This window comes from Cupriavidus sp. F041 (genome assembly GCF_057814235.1).
The window spans coordinates 2,105,023-2,119,881 of record NZ_JBVASY010000002.1 but is presented as its reverse complement, the minus strand read 5'-3'; the positions used below and the strand labels follow the sequence as shown (position 1 = coordinate 2,119,881).

The 14,859-nt window shown below is 66.4% G+C and carries 13 protein-coding genes; 7 read left to right on the top strand and 6 right to left on the bottom strand.

Features of this window, described 5'->3' with window-relative positions; all coding sequences use genetic code 11:
• Positions 1-12: 12 nt before the first annotated feature.
• Positions 13-657, bottom strand: coding sequence for a hypothetical protein (locus ACZY0R_RS27045; RefSeq protein ID WP_488862710.1), 645 nt, complete (start codon positions 655-657; stop codon positions 13-15).
• A gap of 197 nt (positions 658-854) precedes the next feature.
• On the opposite strand from ACZY0R_RS27045, the gene ACZY0R_RS27040 reads away from it, so the two are divergent.
• The 4 genes from ACZY0R_RS27040 (at position 855) to ACZY0R_RS27025 (ending at position 6,669) form a co-directional block, all read left to right on the top strand.
• Positions 855-2,288 carry an aldehyde dehydrogenase family protein gene (locus tag ACZY0R_RS27040; protein WP_488862708.1) on the top strand — a complete coding sequence of 478 codons (1,434 nt, stop codon included), beginning with the start codon at positions 855-857 and terminating at the stop codon, positions 2,286-2,288.
• Positions 2,289-2,548: 260 nt separating this feature from the next.
• On the top strand, positions 2,549-5,014 hold the full coding sequence (locus ACZY0R_RS27035; RefSeq protein WP_488862706.1) for a penicillin acylase family protein: 2,466 nt from the start codon (positions 2,549-2,551) through the stop codon (positions 5,012-5,014).
• 183 nt (positions 5,015-5,197) lie between these two features.
• The gene (locus tag ACZY0R_RS27030; protein WP_488862704.1) at positions 5,198-5,917 is read left to right on the top strand and encodes a glutamine amidotransferase; all 720 of its coding nucleotides are present in this window, start codon (positions 5,198-5,200) and stop codon (positions 5,915-5,917) included.
• Positions 5,918-5,961: 44 nt separating this feature from the next.
• Complete coding sequence (locus ACZY0R_RS27025; RefSeq protein ID WP_488866203.1) at positions 5,962-6,669, top strand: MOSC domain-containing protein; 708 nt, start codon at positions 5,962-5,964, stop codon at positions 6,667-6,669.
• A gap of 36 nt (positions 6,670-6,705) precedes the next feature.
• Here ACZY0R_RS27025 and ACZY0R_RS27020 read toward each other — a convergent pair whose 3' ends face one another.
• Positions 6,706-6,891: a DUF1289 domain-containing protein gene (locus ACZY0R_RS27020; protein WP_045238471.1), complete on the bottom strand. Its 186-nt coding sequence runs from the start codon at positions 6,889-6,891 to the stop codon at positions 6,706-6,708.
• A 286-nt stretch (positions 6,892-7,177) separates the two neighbouring features.
• Here ACZY0R_RS27020 and ACZY0R_RS27015 point away from each other — a divergent pair, with 286 nt between their 5' ends.
• Positions 7,178-7,654, top strand: a complete 477-nt coding sequence (locus ACZY0R_RS27015) for a hotdog domain-containing protein (protein ID WP_488866200.1) — start codon at positions 7,178-7,180, stop codon at positions 7,652-7,654.
• Positions 7,655-7,682: 28 nt separating this feature from the next.
• On the opposite strand, the gene ACZY0R_RS27010 is transcribed toward ACZY0R_RS27015, so the two are convergent.
• The gene (locus tag ACZY0R_RS27010; RefSeq protein WP_488862702.1) at positions 7,683-8,285 is read right to left on the bottom strand and encodes a TetR/AcrR family transcriptional regulator; all 603 of its coding nucleotides are present in this window, start codon (positions 8,283-8,285) and stop codon (positions 7,683-7,685) included.
• A 121-nt stretch (positions 8,286-8,406) separates the two neighbouring features.
• On the opposite strand from ACZY0R_RS27010, the gene ACZY0R_RS27005 reads away from it, so the two are divergent.
• Complete coding sequence (locus ACZY0R_RS27005) at positions 8,407-8,841, top strand: PaaI family thioesterase (RefSeq protein ID WP_488862700.1); 435 nt, start codon at positions 8,407-8,409, stop codon at positions 8,839-8,841.
• Positions 8,842-8,909: 68 nt separating this feature from the next.
• Entirely contained in the window at positions 8,910-9,356 is a 447-nt protein-coding gene (locus tag ACZY0R_RS27000) for a PaaI family thioesterase (protein ID WP_488862698.1), read from the top strand.
• Positions 9,357-9,592: 236 nt separating this feature from the next.
• Here ACZY0R_RS27000 and ACZY0R_RS26995 read toward each other — a convergent pair whose 3' ends face one another.
• The 3 genes from ACZY0R_RS26995 to acnD all read right to left on the bottom strand — a co-directional run bounded on the left by ACZY0R_RS26995 (position 9,593) and on the right by acnD (position 14,848).
• On the bottom strand, positions 9,593-10,714 hold the full coding sequence (locus ACZY0R_RS26995) for an asparaginase (RefSeq protein ID WP_488862696.1): 1,122 nt from the start codon (positions 10,712-10,714) through the stop codon (positions 9,593-9,595).
• 267 nt (positions 10,715-10,981) lie between these two features.
• Complete coding sequence (gene prpF / locus ACZY0R_RS26990; protein ID WP_488862694.1) at positions 10,982-12,172, bottom strand: 2-methylaconitate cis-trans isomerase PrpF; 1,191 nt, start codon at positions 12,170-12,172, stop codon at positions 10,982-10,984.
• Positions 12,173-12,250: 78 nt separating this feature from the next.
• Positions 12,251-14,848, bottom strand: a complete 2,598-nt coding sequence (gene acnD / locus ACZY0R_RS26985; RefSeq protein ID WP_488862692.1) for a Fe/S-dependent 2-methylisocitrate dehydratase AcnD — start codon at positions 14,846-14,848, stop codon at positions 12,251-12,253.
• Positions 14,849-14,859 lie beyond the last annotated feature (11 nt).

Here is a 14,859-nt window from a genome sequence, read left to right as displayed (position 1 = left end):
CAGGACGGCAGCTCAGGCCGCTGCATGCCCGTCGTCGCGCACCATCCTGTCGAGCTGGTCGATGATGGCGCCGGCGGTGATTTCGCCTTTGGCCTTGTGCAGGGCCGTGTAAAGCGGGTCGCGCAGTGCCGCCAGTTCAGCCAGGCCGGCGGCCTTTTCCACCTTGACCTGCAACAGGTAGCCGCGCAGGCCGAGATGATGGCCTATGACATCCGTATAGAAATGATAGAGCCGCTGGTAACTGCGGCCGGCCTGCTCGTCGGCGGATTGGGGAGCTTGTGCAGTCGCGCCGGCTTGGTCCGGTGGCTGCATGCTGGCGCTCCGCATGGCGTACATGGAAAAGACGCTGTCGGCCTTGCGGTCCGGATCGTCAGCGCTGTCCGAGGCGCTGGCCGCCGCCGCGACCGGGTTTGCAGGGGTAGCGCCGGATACGGCAAGCTGCGGGGCGCCTTCCGCATGGATCAGCCCGGCATCGAGCAACGCTTCGATGGCCTCTGGTCCCACCCCCATGCCGCCGGTCTGGGCCAGCAGCTCGCTACGCCGGCGCTCGCCGTTGACGATCAGCAGCAAGGCGCGCAATTTATGGTCCAGCTTGCGCGCGCGCGTGCGGATTTCGTCCTGGCCTTGCTCGGTTTTACGGAAAACCGGGTCAGTCATGTCTCCCTCCCTTTGTTCTAGGCTGTGCAGTTTGCTGCACTGCGCAACAGGCGGCTCGCCGGCCGATTATCGCCACGTTGTTTGGGGGGCACTGGCGCGCTGCAAAAAAACGAGCCGCCAAACCGCTCTACAATGTGGTGCACCAGAAAAGTAACAAAATTTGCACCCGCCTATTCACCCAACTGAAAACTGTGGCCATGCAACAACGAGACAAACTCTTTATCAACGGTAAGTGGGTTGCCCCGCACGGTACCGGCCTGATCGACGTTATCCATTCCACGACCGAGGCCGTCATGGGCCGCATTCCGGAAGGCCATGCGCGCGATGCCGAGGACGCCATCCAGGCGGCCCGGGCCGCCTTCGACAGCTGGTCGGCAACGCCGCCCGGCGTGCGCGCCGGCTATATCCGCAAGATCGCGGAGGGCCTGAAGGAACGCAGCGAGGAACTGGCCCAGCTCATTGCGGGCGAAGTCGGCATGCCGATCAAGCTGGCGCGCGCCATCCAGGTGGGCGGCCCGGTCTACAACTGGGCGCAGGCCGCCAAGCTGCTCGACACCTTCGCCTTCGAGGAAGAGGTCGGCAACTCGCTGGTGGTGCGCGAGCCGGTGGGCGTGGTGGCGGCCATTACGCCGTGGAACTACCCGCTCAACCAGATCACGCTGAAGGTGGCGCCGGCGCTGGCCGCGGGCTGCACCGTGGTGCTCAAGCCGTCTGAGGTGGCGCCGCTCAACGCCTTCGTGCTGGCCGAGGTGATCGAGGCCGCCGGGCTGCCGCCGGGCGTGTTCAACCTGGTCACCGGCTATGGTCCGGTGGTGGGCGAGGTCCTGGCCAGCCACCCCGAAGTGGATATGGTGTCGTTCACGGGTTCCACGCGGGCTGGCAAGCGCGTGTCGGAGCTGGGCGCGCAGAGCGTCAAGCGCGTGGCGCTGGAGCTGGGCGGCAAGTCCGCTTCGGTGATCCTGGACGACGCGGACCTGCCAGCCGCGGTCAAGGGCACCATCGGCGCCTGTTTCCTCAATTCCGGCCAGACCTGCTCGGCGCACACGCGCATGCTGGTGCCGCGCGCACGTTACGACGAGGTCAAGGCCATCGCCAAGAAGGTGGTCGAGGGCTATACAGTGGGCGACCCGCTGCAGGAAACCAGCCGGCTCGGCCCGCTGATCTCCGCCGCGCAGAAGGATCGCGTGACCGGCTATATCCAGCGCGGCATCAACGAGGGCGCCGAGCTGGTGGCAGGCGGTCCCGAGGCGCCGGAAGGCCTGGGCAAGGGCTTCTTCGTCAAGCCGACGGTGCTGGGCAACGTCGATCCCAAGGCGACGGTGGCGCAGGAAGAGATCTTCGGCCCGGTGCTTTCGATCATCTGCTACGACACCGAGGAAGATGCCGTGCGCATCGCCAATGACAGCATTTACGGGCTGGGCGGCGGCGTGTGGTCGTGCGACGAGGCCCGCGCCATCCGCGTGGCGCGCCGCATCCGCACCGGCCAGGTCGATATCAATGGCGGCCCGTTCAATATGCAGGCGCCGTTTGGCGGCTACAAGCAGTCCGGCAACGGGCGCGAGGCGGGCAAGTACGGCCTGGAGGAATTCCTCGAGTACAAGTCTCTGCAAATGAAGAAGCCGGCCGCCTGAGACCGGCAGCCGGCGGGGCGGGCGCGCTGAACCATGCGCACTCGCCTCGCAGCAGGAACGATGCCCGGCTGGTCCGGGCATTTTTTTGGCCGCCACGCCCGCTCGCCCCAGCGCTGCGGCTTCGGCGATAATGCCGGAGTTCCGCCTGCCTGCCGCGCGCCATTGCCATGCCCCTGCGAGCGTGCCGGCGGGCCAAGGGACACGGGAAAAGAACATAAATAACGACGCGGGTGCGGCGTGCCACGCGGGGAGAGGGAGCGATGCGTTGGTTGAAACGGCTGGCCTGGCTGGTATTGATGCCGGCGGTGCTGGTAGTGGTGGGCACGCTGGGTGCCTATGTCTGGTACCGGCAGGCATCGCAGCCGCTGACCGCCGGCACGCTGAAGCTGCCCGGCCTGCGCGAGAGCGTGTCGATCGTCAGGGACCGCCACGCCGTGCCGCACATCAAGGCGGCCAATGCGCAGGATGCCTACTTTGCGCTCGGCTTCGTCCATGCGCAGGACCGCTTGTGGCAACTGCAGATGAACAAGCGCATCGCGGCGGGCCGCCTGGCCGAGATCCTGGGGCCGCCCGCGCTCGATACCGACCGCTTCCTGCGCACCCTGGGCGTGCGGCGCAACGCCGAAGCCGTCCTTGCCCAGTCCTCCGCCGAGACGCGCGCCGCGTTGCAGGCCTATGCCGACGGCGTGAATGCCTATATCGATGGCCGCAAGGGGCCATTGCCGCCTGAATTCCTGATCCTGCGCACGCAGCCCGAGCACTGGGAGCCGGCCGATTCGCTGGCCTGGCAGACCATGATGGCGTGGGACCTGGGCGGCAACTGGACCCAGGAGACGCTGCGCATGCGGCTGGCGCAGGTGCTGCCGGTCTCGCGCATCAGTGAACTGCTGGCGCCTTATCCGGGCGAGCGGCCGCTTCGCACCATGGACTACGGCAACCTCTACCGTCACCTGGCGCCGCTGGCTACCGCCATGGCGCGCGTCGAGCAGCAGGCGCCGCCCGGCTACGTGGAGGGGATGGGTTCGAATAACTGGGTGGTGTCGGGCGCCCATACGCGCTCGGGCAAGCCGCTGCTGGCCAATGATCCGCACCTGGGGCTGCAGGCACCGGCGCTTTGGTACTTCGCACACTTGCAGGCGCCCGGGCTGGACGTCACGGGCGCCACGCTGCCGGGCACGCCGGTGGTGGCGCTTGGGCACAACCAGCGCATCGCCTGGGGCTTCACCAATACCGCCCCCGATGTGCAGGACCTGTTCATCGAGCGCCTGCAGCCGGGCAGCACCCAGCGCTACCAGATCCCGGACGGCTGGGCGGATTTCATCACGCGCACCGAGACGATCCACGTCAAGGGCGCGCCGGACGTGACCCTGAACGTGCGCGAGACGCGCCACGGCCCCGTGATTTCCGACGCGGCCGAGCCCGTGGCGACCGCCGCGGCGCCGCTTGGGGCGCAGTACGTCGTGGCCTTCCAGTGGACCGCGCTGCGTGCCGACGACCGGACCTTGCAGGCCGGGCTGGCGTTGAACCGCGCTACCGACTGGGCCAGCTTCCTGAAGTCGCTGCGCGATTTTCATGCGCCCCAGCAGAATATCGTCTACGCCGATGTGGACGGCAATATCGGCTTTATCGCGCCCGGCCGCGTACCGCTGCGCCGCGCCGACAACGACCTGAAGGGTTTGGCGCCCGCCCCTGGCTGGGATGCGCGCTACGACTGGACCGGCTTTGTTCCCTTCGACCAGTTGCCGCGCAGCTTCAATCCGCCCGAGGGCGTGATCGCCACCGCCAACCAGAAGATCGTCGAAGACGACTACCCGTATTTCCTGACCAGCGAATGGACCGTGCCATATCGCTACCAGCGCATCCGCACGCTGATCGATGCCACCCAGCGGCATACCATGGACAGCTTTGCCGCGATCCAGAAAGACACGCTCTCGCTAGCTGTGCGCGATGCCTTGCCGCTGCTGCTGTCTGCCTCGTTCGCCAGCAATCCGGCGCTGCCGCCTCGCGAGCGCGCGCTGATCGAGTCGCTGCGCAAATGGGACGGCGATATGCAGGCCGGCCTTGCCGAGCCGCTGGTGGCCACGGCCTGGCTGCGCGAGTTGTCGCGCGGGTTGTTCGAGGACAAGGTGGGCGATACGCTGTTCAACCGGCTGTGGGAGCAGCGCAACGTGCAGCAGCCCATGCTCAACGTGTTGCGCAATCCCAGGGGGCTGGGGGCGTTCTGGTGCGACGATAGCAAGACACCAGGCCAGGAGGACTGCGACGATGCCATTGGCACGGCCTGGCGCCATGCCATCGCCGACCTGGACCAGCGCTATGGCGACAAGCCTGAGCGCTGGCGCTGGGGCAAGGCCCACGCGGCCCGTTCTGAGCACAAGCCATTCGGCAAGCAGCCTTACCTGGCGGGTTTGTTCAACGTCAAGGTACCGACTGGCGGCGACACCTACACCGTCAACGTGGGGCGCCACAATCTGCGCGACGAAGCGGCGCCGTTCGAGAGCGTACATGCGGCCAGCTTGCGCGCCATCTATGACTTGTCCGACCTGTCCGAATCCCGCTTCATGGACTCGACCGGACAGTCGGGCAACATCATGTCCACGCACTACCGCGACTGGACCGACAAGTGGGCAGCCGTGCAATACATCACCATGGCGGCAGGCCGCCGCGCGCCGGGCAACGAAGCCTTCGATACCCTGGTGCTGCAGCCTGCCGGCGCAGGGCGCTGAGACTGGCTAGCCTCCGGTGCCGGTGCCGGTGCCGGGGCACGGGTACCGGACGGAAGCATCATGCCGTGATGCTTTGTGCGGAAACCGGACCCACGCGGGGCTTGCGGCGCATGGCGCATGTAGTGCCGGTCAACTGCCGCTAATATCGGTGCTTTGCGTCGATTCAACGGGATGCCCGCCGCCATGTCCACTACCACCAGAGCCCTGACCACCCATGTGATCCAGCACGTTGCGTTCGAAGACGCCGGCGTGCTGGGCGACGCCTTGCGCGAGCGCGGGCACACCCTGCGCGTGCTGCGTGCGGGCATCGACGACCTGAGCGTCATCAGGGGGCAGCCAGCCGATCTGCTGGTGGTGCTGGGCGGCCCCATCGGCGTGTACGAGAACGAGGCCTATCCCTGGCTGGACGGGCAGGTCGACATCATCCGGGCCCGGCTGGATGCCGGTGCGCCGATGATCGGCGTCTGCCTGGGCGCGCAGTTGATTGCGCGCGCGGCCGGTGCGCGCGTCTATCCGGGCACGCGCGAGATCGGCTGGGCGCCGGTCCAGCCCACGCCGGCGGGCCGGGATTCGCCGCTGGCCGAGCTGGAGGCCGCCGACTGGCATGTGCTGCACTGGCACGGCGATACTTTTGACCTGCCCGCGGGCGCCCGGCTGCTGGCCTCGACTCCTGCGGTAGCGCATCAGGCCTATGCCATCGGCCAGCATGTGCTGGCCCTGCAGTTCCATCCCGAGGTGCGGCCCGGCGAGCTGGAAGGCTGGCTGGTTGGGCACACCGTGGAACTCGGCAAGGCCGGCATCGATCCGCGCGTGATCCGGGCGCGCACGGCAGAGATCGGCGACCGGGTGGCTGCGGCGGGCCGGCGCATGTTTGACCGGTGGCTGGATGAGGCGGGCCTGTGACGCCCGTCTCGGACCGGCAGGGCAATGCGCAAGCGGCGGCCAGCATGCCCCTGCTGACAACGCGAGTCGACTGCGTACTGCTGGGCGCGGTGCGCCCGTTCGGGCCCAAAGGCGTGCCCAGCGGCATGGACAAGCAGCCGGTCGGGTCTGCTGTGCGCGTCACGGCACTGGGCCTGGCCGGGGACGAGCAGGGCGACCCCAGGCACCATGGCGGTCCGGAAAAGGCCGTTCACCATTACGCCTTCGATCACTATCCTGCCTGGCGCCAGGAACTGGCCGCGCATTCCACGCAGGCCGCCGAGGTGCTGGCGCGGCCCGGCGCGTTTGGCGAGAACGTGAGCAGCGCTGGACTGACCGAAGCCGATGTCTGTATTGGCGATCGCTTCCGCCTCGGCCGGGCACTGGTCGAAGTCTCCCAGGCTCGCCAGCCCTGCTGGAAGCTGAACCACCGTTTCGGGCACGCCGGCATGGCGCGCGCGGTTCAGCAAAGCCTGCGCACCGGCTGGTACTACAGGGTGCTGGAAGAGGGCGAGTTGATTCTTGGCGACAGCCTTGTGCTGATGGAACGGCCTTGTCCCGACTGGAGCCTGCGCAGGCTGCTGCACGTGCTGTATGTGGATCGGCTGGATACCGGCGCGCTGGCCGCGATGGCGGCATTGCCGGCACTGGCCGAGAGCTGGCGCAAGCTCGCGCGCCAGCGGCTGGAGCGGCGCGAAGTGGAAGATATGGAGCGTCGCCTGGCGGGCGGTTGAATGCGGGCCGGCGCTGTGCCGGCCGAGGGCGGGAGATCAGCCCTGGCGGAAGCGCTTTGCCGTTGCTTCGCGCGTGATGCGTTCCCACACCGCCTGTTTTTCCGTGTCGTCCAGGAAGACCCAGTTGCTGACCTCCATGGCGGTGCGGCCGCAGCCCTGGCAGATCTCATCGAACAAGGTCGAGCAGATGCCGATGCAAGGGCTGTCCGGCCGGTCGAACAGTCCTTCGTCGCCGCGCGGGGAACTGGACTGTGACTCCGGCTGCCCACTGGATTGCGGGGCGAACTGGCTGGCGTCTTGCGGGTTTGAAGGCATGCGGCGGAAAGGCGGGCGGGATGGGCGCACATTATAAACGGCTGGCCGCGCCGCCATCGGCGAAGGGATGGTCTGCAAGGCGCGGCACCGTCGCGGCCGCTTGTCCCTTGCCGATTACTTTCAAGGTAATTGAGCGTCGCCGCCGCTGCGCCCAGGCTGTACGTGTCCCTACCCGCCTCAGCAGGAGCCCATGATGCTGTCCCTGATTCCCGCCTTGTCCAGCGCTGCGAGCGCCGCCGCCACGCCTTGCGTCGATCCGCGCATCCGCCAGTACGTCGAGCAGGTGCTGATGGGCTCGCCCGTGGCGCATGCCGTTGGCATCGTGCTGGATGTACTGGCATCCGGCCACGTTGAATTGCTGTTGCACTTCAAGGCCGGCAACGTGACGGTGGGCGAGATCGTGCATGGCGGCGTGATCGCGACCCTGATCGATGTGGCGGGCGCCGCCGCGGCAGCTTCCGGTGTCGATGCCGACAGTATGCGCGGCGGCGCGACCAGTTCGATGAATATCCAGTATCTCGAAGCGGCCGGCGGGGCCGACCTGCGCGCCGTCGCGACCGTGGTGAGGCGAGGGCGCCGCCAGGTGGTGACCGAGGTTGCTGTCTACGCGGAAAGGGCGGACGAGGCTGAACTGGTAGCCAAGGCCCTGATGAGCAGCGCTTTGTTCTGATCTGAGCGGCTGCGCAGGCTGCCAGCGCTCAGCCAGCTTGCCCGCTGCCTGCATCCCGCGGCTCCGCATCCAGTTGCCGCGCCAGTTCTTCCACGGTCCGCCGGATCGGCTGGCCGCTGCGCGCCACCTTGGCGAGAATCAGCGCGCCCTGCCAGCCGCAGAGCACCAAGCCAGCGAGTTCGGTCGCGCGCGCGTGGGGGATCCCGTGCCCTTCGAAGGCTGCCGCCAGCACGCCTTCCCAGGCGGCAAACGCCGCCTTGCCGGCGGCCGCCACGCCTTCGGCTTCCGGAGCGATTTCCAGCAGGATGGTTGAGATCGGGCAGCCGTCGCGATAGTCGGACTGAGCCATCCAGCCCGCCATCATGACGCCGTAGGCGCGCACGATCGCGCCCGGGGAGTCGTGTTCCGCGCACAGCTGTGACAGCGTCGTACGTACCATTTCACCGGCGTACGCAATGACTTCTTCGGCGATCTGCTCCTTACCTTGCGGAAAGTAGTGATAGAGCGAGCCCTTGGGCGCGCCACTGAGCGCGACGATGTCATTGGTGCCGCTGGCGGCATAGCCGTACCGGCGAAACAGCACGGCGGCGGAGCGGATGATCTTGTCCCGGTGCTTGGCTTGTGCGGCCATCTGTTGGCTTCCTCGGTCGTTGGAGGGGTTGCTATTCATGTTGAATTATATAGACTGGTCTACATTAAAACTAGCGATGACGGCATTGGCTGTCCATCGCAACAACGAGGAGGCGCCACCCATGCCATGCGACACGGCCGCGGAACCTGAACTTCCCGCGGATCTTCCCTCCGGCTTTACGCCGCATTTTCGCAGCAGTCCGCTTACCGACCCCTGGGACCCCTTGTTCTCCAGGCGCACGGAGCGGTCCATCGTTCTCGCCGTCAAGCTCGCCCAGGCCCACACCAACGCGCGGGGCTTTGCCCACGGCGGGCTGATCACTGCCCTGGCCGACAACGCCATGGGCCTGTCGTGCGGGATGCAGTTCGCCGAGCCGCGCAGTCTTGTCACCGTGAACCTGTCGATCGATTTCCTCAGCGTGGCCAGGATCGGGCAGTGGCTGTTGTTCGAAACATCCTTTACCAAGGTCGGCGGCACCCTGTGCTTTGCGCAAGCCTTCGTCACGGCCGAAGGCGTGGCTTGTGCCCGGGCCAATACGACCTTCCGCGCGATGTAGCAATCGTTGCCGGCGCCGCCGGCATTTTTCACCGCTTTTCCACCCACGCAACCAGGCGGGCAAATGCAATGACAAGCAACGCGTATTCGCTGGAAGTACTCAAGAAGGTCAATTTGACCGCCGCATTCAACCGCTGGCTCGGCTTCGAGGTCATTCGGGCGGAGGGTGGGGAGGCGGAACTGCGCATGCCCTGGCAGGACGAGGCCACGCAGTACGCTGGTTTCCTGCACGCTGGAGTGATCGGGGCGTTGGTCGATACCGCCTGCGGTTGCGCTGCCACCACAGTGGTAGGGCCGGTCATGGCATCGCATTACTCGGTGAACTGCATGGTGCCTGCCGTGGGGCAAGCCTTCGTGGCGCGCGCCAAGGTGGCCAGGGCGGGCAAGCGGCAGGTGTTCGCGCGGGCGGATGTGTTCGCGGAACAGGGCGGAGAGCTTCGGCTGGTGGCTTCGGGCGAGGTGATCCTGGTGCCTGTGGATTCGCCGGCAGCCAAGGCGTTATCACAAGCGGTTTAGCCCGTTAGTGCAATTAACGGCCAGATTTTTGCGACGTACGAAAAATCGGTGCCGTCCCGCAGGCGTGCGATGGTTCAAGCCTGAAGGGCTCCGGCGCAGCCAATCGCCTGCAAGGCAGCGGGCAAGGCCAGAATGGAAAATGGCAGTCCGATCGCTGCGCGACCGGACTGCCATTCAGGAGGCGCGGCCATGCCGCGCGGGACTTCAGCAAGCCGTGGAAGCCGTCCTCAATACGCTCAATACTTCCACAAAATCTTCTGCAGTTCCTTGCTGTCGCTGGTCTTGGTGAGCGCCAGTGCCATCAGGATGCGCGCCTTTTGCGGCAATTGGTCGTCGGTCACCAGCCAGTCGTACTTGTCGTCCGGCTGCTCGGCGTTGCGGATCACCGCGCCGCTGCCGGTGCGCGAGGCGCGCACGATCTGCACGCCCTTGGCGCGTGCCGCCTTGAGCGGTTCGACCATGTAGTCGCCCACGCTGCCGTTGCCGGTGGCGGCATAGACGATGGCCTTGGCGCCATCCTTCACGGCGGCATCCACGCTGGCCGGGTTGACGTTGCCGTAGGCGTACACCACGGCGACTTCCGGCAGTTTGTTGAGCTTGTCGATGTCCCATTCGGTCTGCATGGTGTGCGGACGCGCAGGCAGGCGGAAGAAGAGTGTGCGGCCTTCCACCACGTACCCCAGCGGGCCGAACGGCGAACGGAAGGTCTCGACCTTGAAGGTATTGCTCTTGGTGACGTCGCGCCCGGTGTGGATCTCGTCGTTCAGCACCACCAGCGTGCCCTTGCCCTTGGACTCGGGGCTGGAGGCCACGAGCACGGCGTCGTACAGGTTGAGCGCGCCGTCTGCGCCCAGGGCAGTGCCAGGGCGCATCGATCCCACTACCACCACCGGTTTATCGCTCTTCAGCGTCAGGTTGAGGAAGTAGGCGGTTTCCTCGATGGTATCGGTGCCGTGCGTAATCACGATGCCGTCCACGTCGGGCTGCTTGAGCAGTTCCGAAACGCGCTTGCCCAGCTTCAGCAGGCGCTCGTTATTGAAGCTCTCCGAGCCGATCTGGAAGACCTGCTCGCCCTTGACGTTGGCGACCTTCGAGATTTCCGGCACCGAGGCGATGATCTTATCGACCGGCACCACGGCCGACTGGTACGCCGCGGTATTGGTGGCGGCAGCGCCGGCGCCGGCAATGGTGCCGCCGGTGCCGATGATGACGATATTGGCCTTGCGGGCTTCGCTGGGGGCGCTGGCCTGCGTCGGCGCGGCGGCGGACGGGGCAAGCTGCGCATGGGCGGCGCCGGTGGTCAGGCTGGCGGCGAACAGCAGGGCGCCGATGGTGGTGAGACGGGCAAAACGTTTCATGATTCTCCTCGTATAGGCACGACTGAACAGCACCTTTTGGGCGTCTGCGTCGTCTATCGGTCTTCGCAATCCGGCCGGCCCGGGCCTGACTTACAGGTGCCTGGCCAGCGGAGGGTGAACTATACGAGAGGGTGGTCAAATGTGTCGACATTCGCGGCTTCGGGGTTTTCCCGAGGCGGGAGGCTGACGGCAGGCACAAAAAAGCCCGGCAAAAGCCGGGCTCCATGCGCGCCGCGGGCCGTCTATCGGCCACTGCGTCAGCGTGGTTCAGAACGCATCGCCGGGCACGCGCACCCATCCTTCCATCAGCACCCGGGCGCTGCGGCTCATGATGGCCTTGGTCACGGTCCATTCGCCGTTGACCTGCGTGGCTTCCGCGCCCACGCGCAGGGTGCCCGAGGGATGGCCGAAGCGCACGGCATTGCGCTCGCCACCGCCAGCGGCAAGATTCACCAGCGTGCCCGTGATTGCCGCGGCGGTGCCGATGGCCACGGCGGCCGTGCCCATCATGGCGTGATGCAGCTTGCCCATGGACAGGGCGCGCACCAGCAGGTCGACGTCGCCGGCGGCAACCTGCTTGCCGCTGGACGCAACATAGGCGGCCGGCCTGGCGACAAAGGCCACTTTCGGCGTGTGCTGCCGGGTAGCGGCTTCGTCGATATGTTTGATCAGACCCATGCGCACCGCGCCGTGGGCACGGATGGTCTCGAACATCGCCAGCGCCTTGGGGTCGCCGTTGATGGCGTCCTGCAGTTCGGTGCCTTTGTAGCCGATGGCTTCCGCGTCCAGGAAGATGGTCGGGATGCCGGCATTGATCATGGTGGCCTTCAGCGTGCCGACGCCGGGAACCTCGAGATCGTCGATCAGGTTCCCGGTGGGGAACATGGCGCCGCCGGCGCCGTCTTCCTCGGCTGCAGGATCCATGAATTCCAGCTGGACTTCGGCGGCGGGGAAGGTCACGCCGTCGAGTTCGAAGTCACCGGTTTCCTGCACGGCGCCATTGGTGATCGGCACGTGCCCGATGATGGTCTTGCCGATATTGGCCTGCCAGATGCGCACGGTGGCCACGCCATTTTGCGGGATACGGCTGGGGTCGACCAGCCCGGCACTGATGGCAAAGGGCCCGACGGCGGCGGAGAGATTGCCGCAGTTGCCGCTCCAGTCGACGAACGGCTGGTCGATGGAGACCTGGCCGAACAGGTAATCGACGTCGTGATCGGGCTTGCTGCTTTTGGAGAGGATGACGGTCTTGCTGGTGCTGGAGGTAGCGGCACCCATGCCGTCGATCTGCTTGCCGTAAGGGTCCGGGCTGCCGATGACGCGCATCAGCAGCGCATCGCGGGCCGCGCCCGGCACCTGCGCGGCGTCAGGCAAATCCTGCAGGCGGAAGAACACGCCCTTGCTGGTGCCGCCACGGATGTAGGTGGCGGGAATCTTGATCTGGGGTACGTGGGCCATGGATATATTGTCCTGGTGAAAACGGGCGGTACGTCACCGTACCGCCCGAACACGATGCACGAAGCGTCCGGCCCGTGCTTACGCAGCGGCCTTCGACGACTCGAGGAAGTCCTGCGCGAAGCGCTGCAGCACGCCGCCGGCTTCGTAGATCGACACTTCTTCCGCGGTATCGAGGCGGCAGGTCACGGGGACTTCCACACGCTCGCCGTTCTTGCGACGGATGACAAGGGTGAGGTCGGTCCTGGGCTTGCGCTCGCCGATCACATCGTAGGTCTCTGTGCCGTCGATGCCCAGCGTGGCGCGGTTCACGCCCGGCTTGAACTCCAGCGGCAGCACGCCCATGCCGACCAGGTTGGTGCGGTGGATGCGCTCGAAGCCTTCGGCGGCAATGGCCTCCACGCCAGCTAGGCGCACGCCCTTGGCGGCCCAGTCGCGCGAGGAGCCCTGGCCGTAGTCGGCGCCGGCGATCACGATCAGCGGTTGCTTGCGCGCCATGTAGGTCTCGATGGCTTCCCACATGCGGGTCACCTTGCCTTCGGGCTCGACGCGGGCGAGCGAGCCTGCCTTCATCTTGCCGTCCACCACCACCATTTCGTTCTTCAGGGTGGGGTTGGCGAAGGTCGCACGCTGCGCGGTAAGGTGATCGCCGCGGTGGGTCGCGTAGGAGTTGAAGTCCTCCTCGGGCAGGCCCATCTTCGCCAGGTACTCGCCGGCGGCGCTATCGAGCATGATGGCGTTGGACGGCGACAGGTGGTCGGTGGTGATGTTGTCGCCCAGCACTGCCAGGGGGCGCATGCCCGTGAGCGCGCGTTCACCGGCCAGCGCACCTTCCCAGTACGGCGGGCGGCGGATGTACGTGCTCATCTCGCGCCAGTCGTACAGCGGGCTGACCTTTTCGCCGGTATCGGCGGTCACGGCAAACATCGGCTCGTACACCTTACGGAATTGCTCCGGCTTCACGCTGGCGGCTACGACGGCGTCGATTTCCGCGTCGGTCGGCCAGATGTCCTTCAGGGTCACCGGCTTGCTATTGGCGTCCGTGCCCAGCACGTCCTTCTCGATATCGAAGCGGATGGTGCCGGCAATGGCGTACGCCACCACCAGCGGCGGCGAGGCCAGGAAGGCCTGCTTGGCATACGGATGGATACGGCCGTCGAAATTCCGGTTGCCGGACAGCACGGCGGTGGCGTACAGGTCGCGGTCCACGACTTCCTTCTGGATCACCGGATCCAGCGCGCCGGACATGCCGTTGCAGGAGGTGCAGGCATAGGCCACGACGCCAAAGCCCAGTTGTTCCAGTTCCGGCAGCAGGCTGGCTTCTTCCAGGTACAGCGTGACAGCCTTGGAGCCAGGCGCCAGCGAGCTTTTCACCCACGGCTTGCGGGTCAGGCCAAGCTTGTTGGCGTTGCGCGCCAGCAGGCCGGCGGCCACCATGTTGCGCGGGTTGTTGGTGTTGGTGCAGCTGGTGATGGCGGCGATGATCACGGCGCCGTCCGGCATCAGGCCAGGCTCGTTCTCGACCTTGCCGCTGATGCCGCGCGCGGCCAGTTCGGACGTCGGCACGCGCTTGTGCGGATTGGAGGGGCCGGCGATATTGCGCACCACCGAGGACAGGTCGAACTTCAGCACGCGCGGGTACTCGGCATGCTTCAGGCTGTCCGCCCACAGGCCGGCTTCCTTGGCATACGTTTCCACGAGCTTGACCAGTGCTTCGTCACGGCCGGTGAGCCGGAGGTACTTGATGGTCTGCTCGTCGATGTAGAACATCGCGGCGGTGGAGCCGAACTCCGGCGCCATGTTGGAAATGGTCGCGCGGTCGCCCAGCGTCAGGTGGGTGGTGCCTTCGCCGAAGAATTCGAGGTAGGACGATACGACCTTTTCCTTGCGCAGGAATTCGGTCAGGGCCAGCACGGTGTCCGTCGCGGTGATGCCCGGCTGCGGCTTGCCGGTCAGCTCCACGCCGATGATGTCCGGCAGGCGCATCCACGAGGCGCGGCCCAGCATCACGCTTTCAGCTTCCAGGCCGCCAACGCCGATGGCGATCACGCCCAGGGCGTCCACCATCGGGGTGTGGGAGTCGGTGCCGACCAGCGTGTCGGGGAACGCCACGCCGTCTTTTACCTGCACCACCGGGCTCATGCGCTCGAGGTTGATCTGGTGCAGGATGCCGTTGCCCGGCGGAATGACGTCGACGTTCTTGAACGCCTTCTTGGTCCAGTTGATGAAATCGAAGCGGTCTTCGTTGCGGCGGTCTTCGATGGCGCGGTTCTTCGCGAACGCATCGGGATCGAAGCCACCGCACTCGACGGCCAGCGAGTGGTCCACCACCAGCTGCGTCGGCACGACCGGGTTGACCATGACCGGATCGCCGCCCTGGGCCGCGATCGCGTCACGCAGGCCGGCGAGGTCGACCAGCGCGGTCTGGCCCAGGATGTCATGGCAGACCACGCGCGCCGGGAACCAGGGGAAATCCAGCTCCTGCTTGCGTTCGATGAGCTGCTTGAGGGAATCGGTCAGCGTTGCCGGGTCGCAGCGGCGCACGAGGTTCTCGGCCAGCACGCGCGACGTGTACGGCAGCTTGTCATAGGCGCCCGGCTGGATCGCGTCGACCGCGGCGCGCGTGTCGAAGAAATCCAGCTGGGTGCCGGGCAGCGGTTTGCGGTTTGCAGTGTTCATTTTGTAGGGAA

Excerpts from the sequence above, each read along its gene's own strand:
- ACZY0R_RS27010 (WP_488862702.1), bottom strand. The coding sequence starts at position 8,285 with ATGGCCGCACAAGCCAAGCACCGGGACAAGATCATCCGCTCCGCCGCC.
- ACZY0R_RS27005 (WP_488862700.1), top strand. The coding sequence starts at position 8,407 with ATGCCATGCGACACGGCCGCGGAACCTGAACTTCCCGCGGATCTTCCC.
- ACZY0R_RS27015 (WP_488866200.1), top strand. The coding sequence starts at position 7,178 with ATGCTGTCCCTGATTCCCGCCTTGTCCAGCGCTGCGAGCGCCGCCGCC.
- prpF (WP_488862694.1), bottom strand. The coding sequence starts at position 12,172 with ATGGCCCACGTACCCCAGATCAAGATTCCCGCCACCTACATCCGTGGC.
- ACZY0R_RS27040 (WP_488862708.1), top strand. The coding sequence starts at position 855 with ATGCAACAACGAGACAAACTCTTTATCAACGGTAAGTGGGTTGCCCCG.
- ACZY0R_RS26995 (WP_488862696.1), bottom strand. The coding sequence starts at position 10,714 with ATGAAACGTTTTGCCCGTCTCACCACCATCGGCGCCCTGCTGTTCGCC.
- ACZY0R_RS27030 (WP_488862704.1), top strand. The coding sequence starts at position 5,198 with ATGTCCACTACCACCAGAGCCCTGACCACCCATGTGATCCAGCACGTT.
- ACZY0R_RS27000 (WP_488862698.1), top strand. The coding sequence starts at position 8,910 with ATGACAAGCAACGCGTATTCGCTGGAAGTACTCAAGAAGGTCAATTTG.
- ACZY0R_RS27035 (WP_488862706.1), top strand. The coding sequence starts at position 2,549 with ATGCGTTGGTTGAAACGGCTGGCCTGGCTGGTATTGATGCCGGCGGTG.
- acnD (WP_488862692.1), bottom strand. The coding sequence starts at position 14,848 with ATGAACACTGCAAACCGCAAACCGCTGCCCGGCACCCAGCTGGATTTC.
- ACZY0R_RS27025 (WP_488866203.1), top strand. The coding sequence starts at position 5,962 with ATGCCCCTGCTGACAACGCGAGTCGACTGCGTACTGCTGGGCGCGGTG.
- ACZY0R_RS27045 (WP_488862710.1), bottom strand. The coding sequence starts at position 657 with ATGACTGACCCGGTTTTCCGTAAAACCGAGCAAGGCCAGGACGAAATC.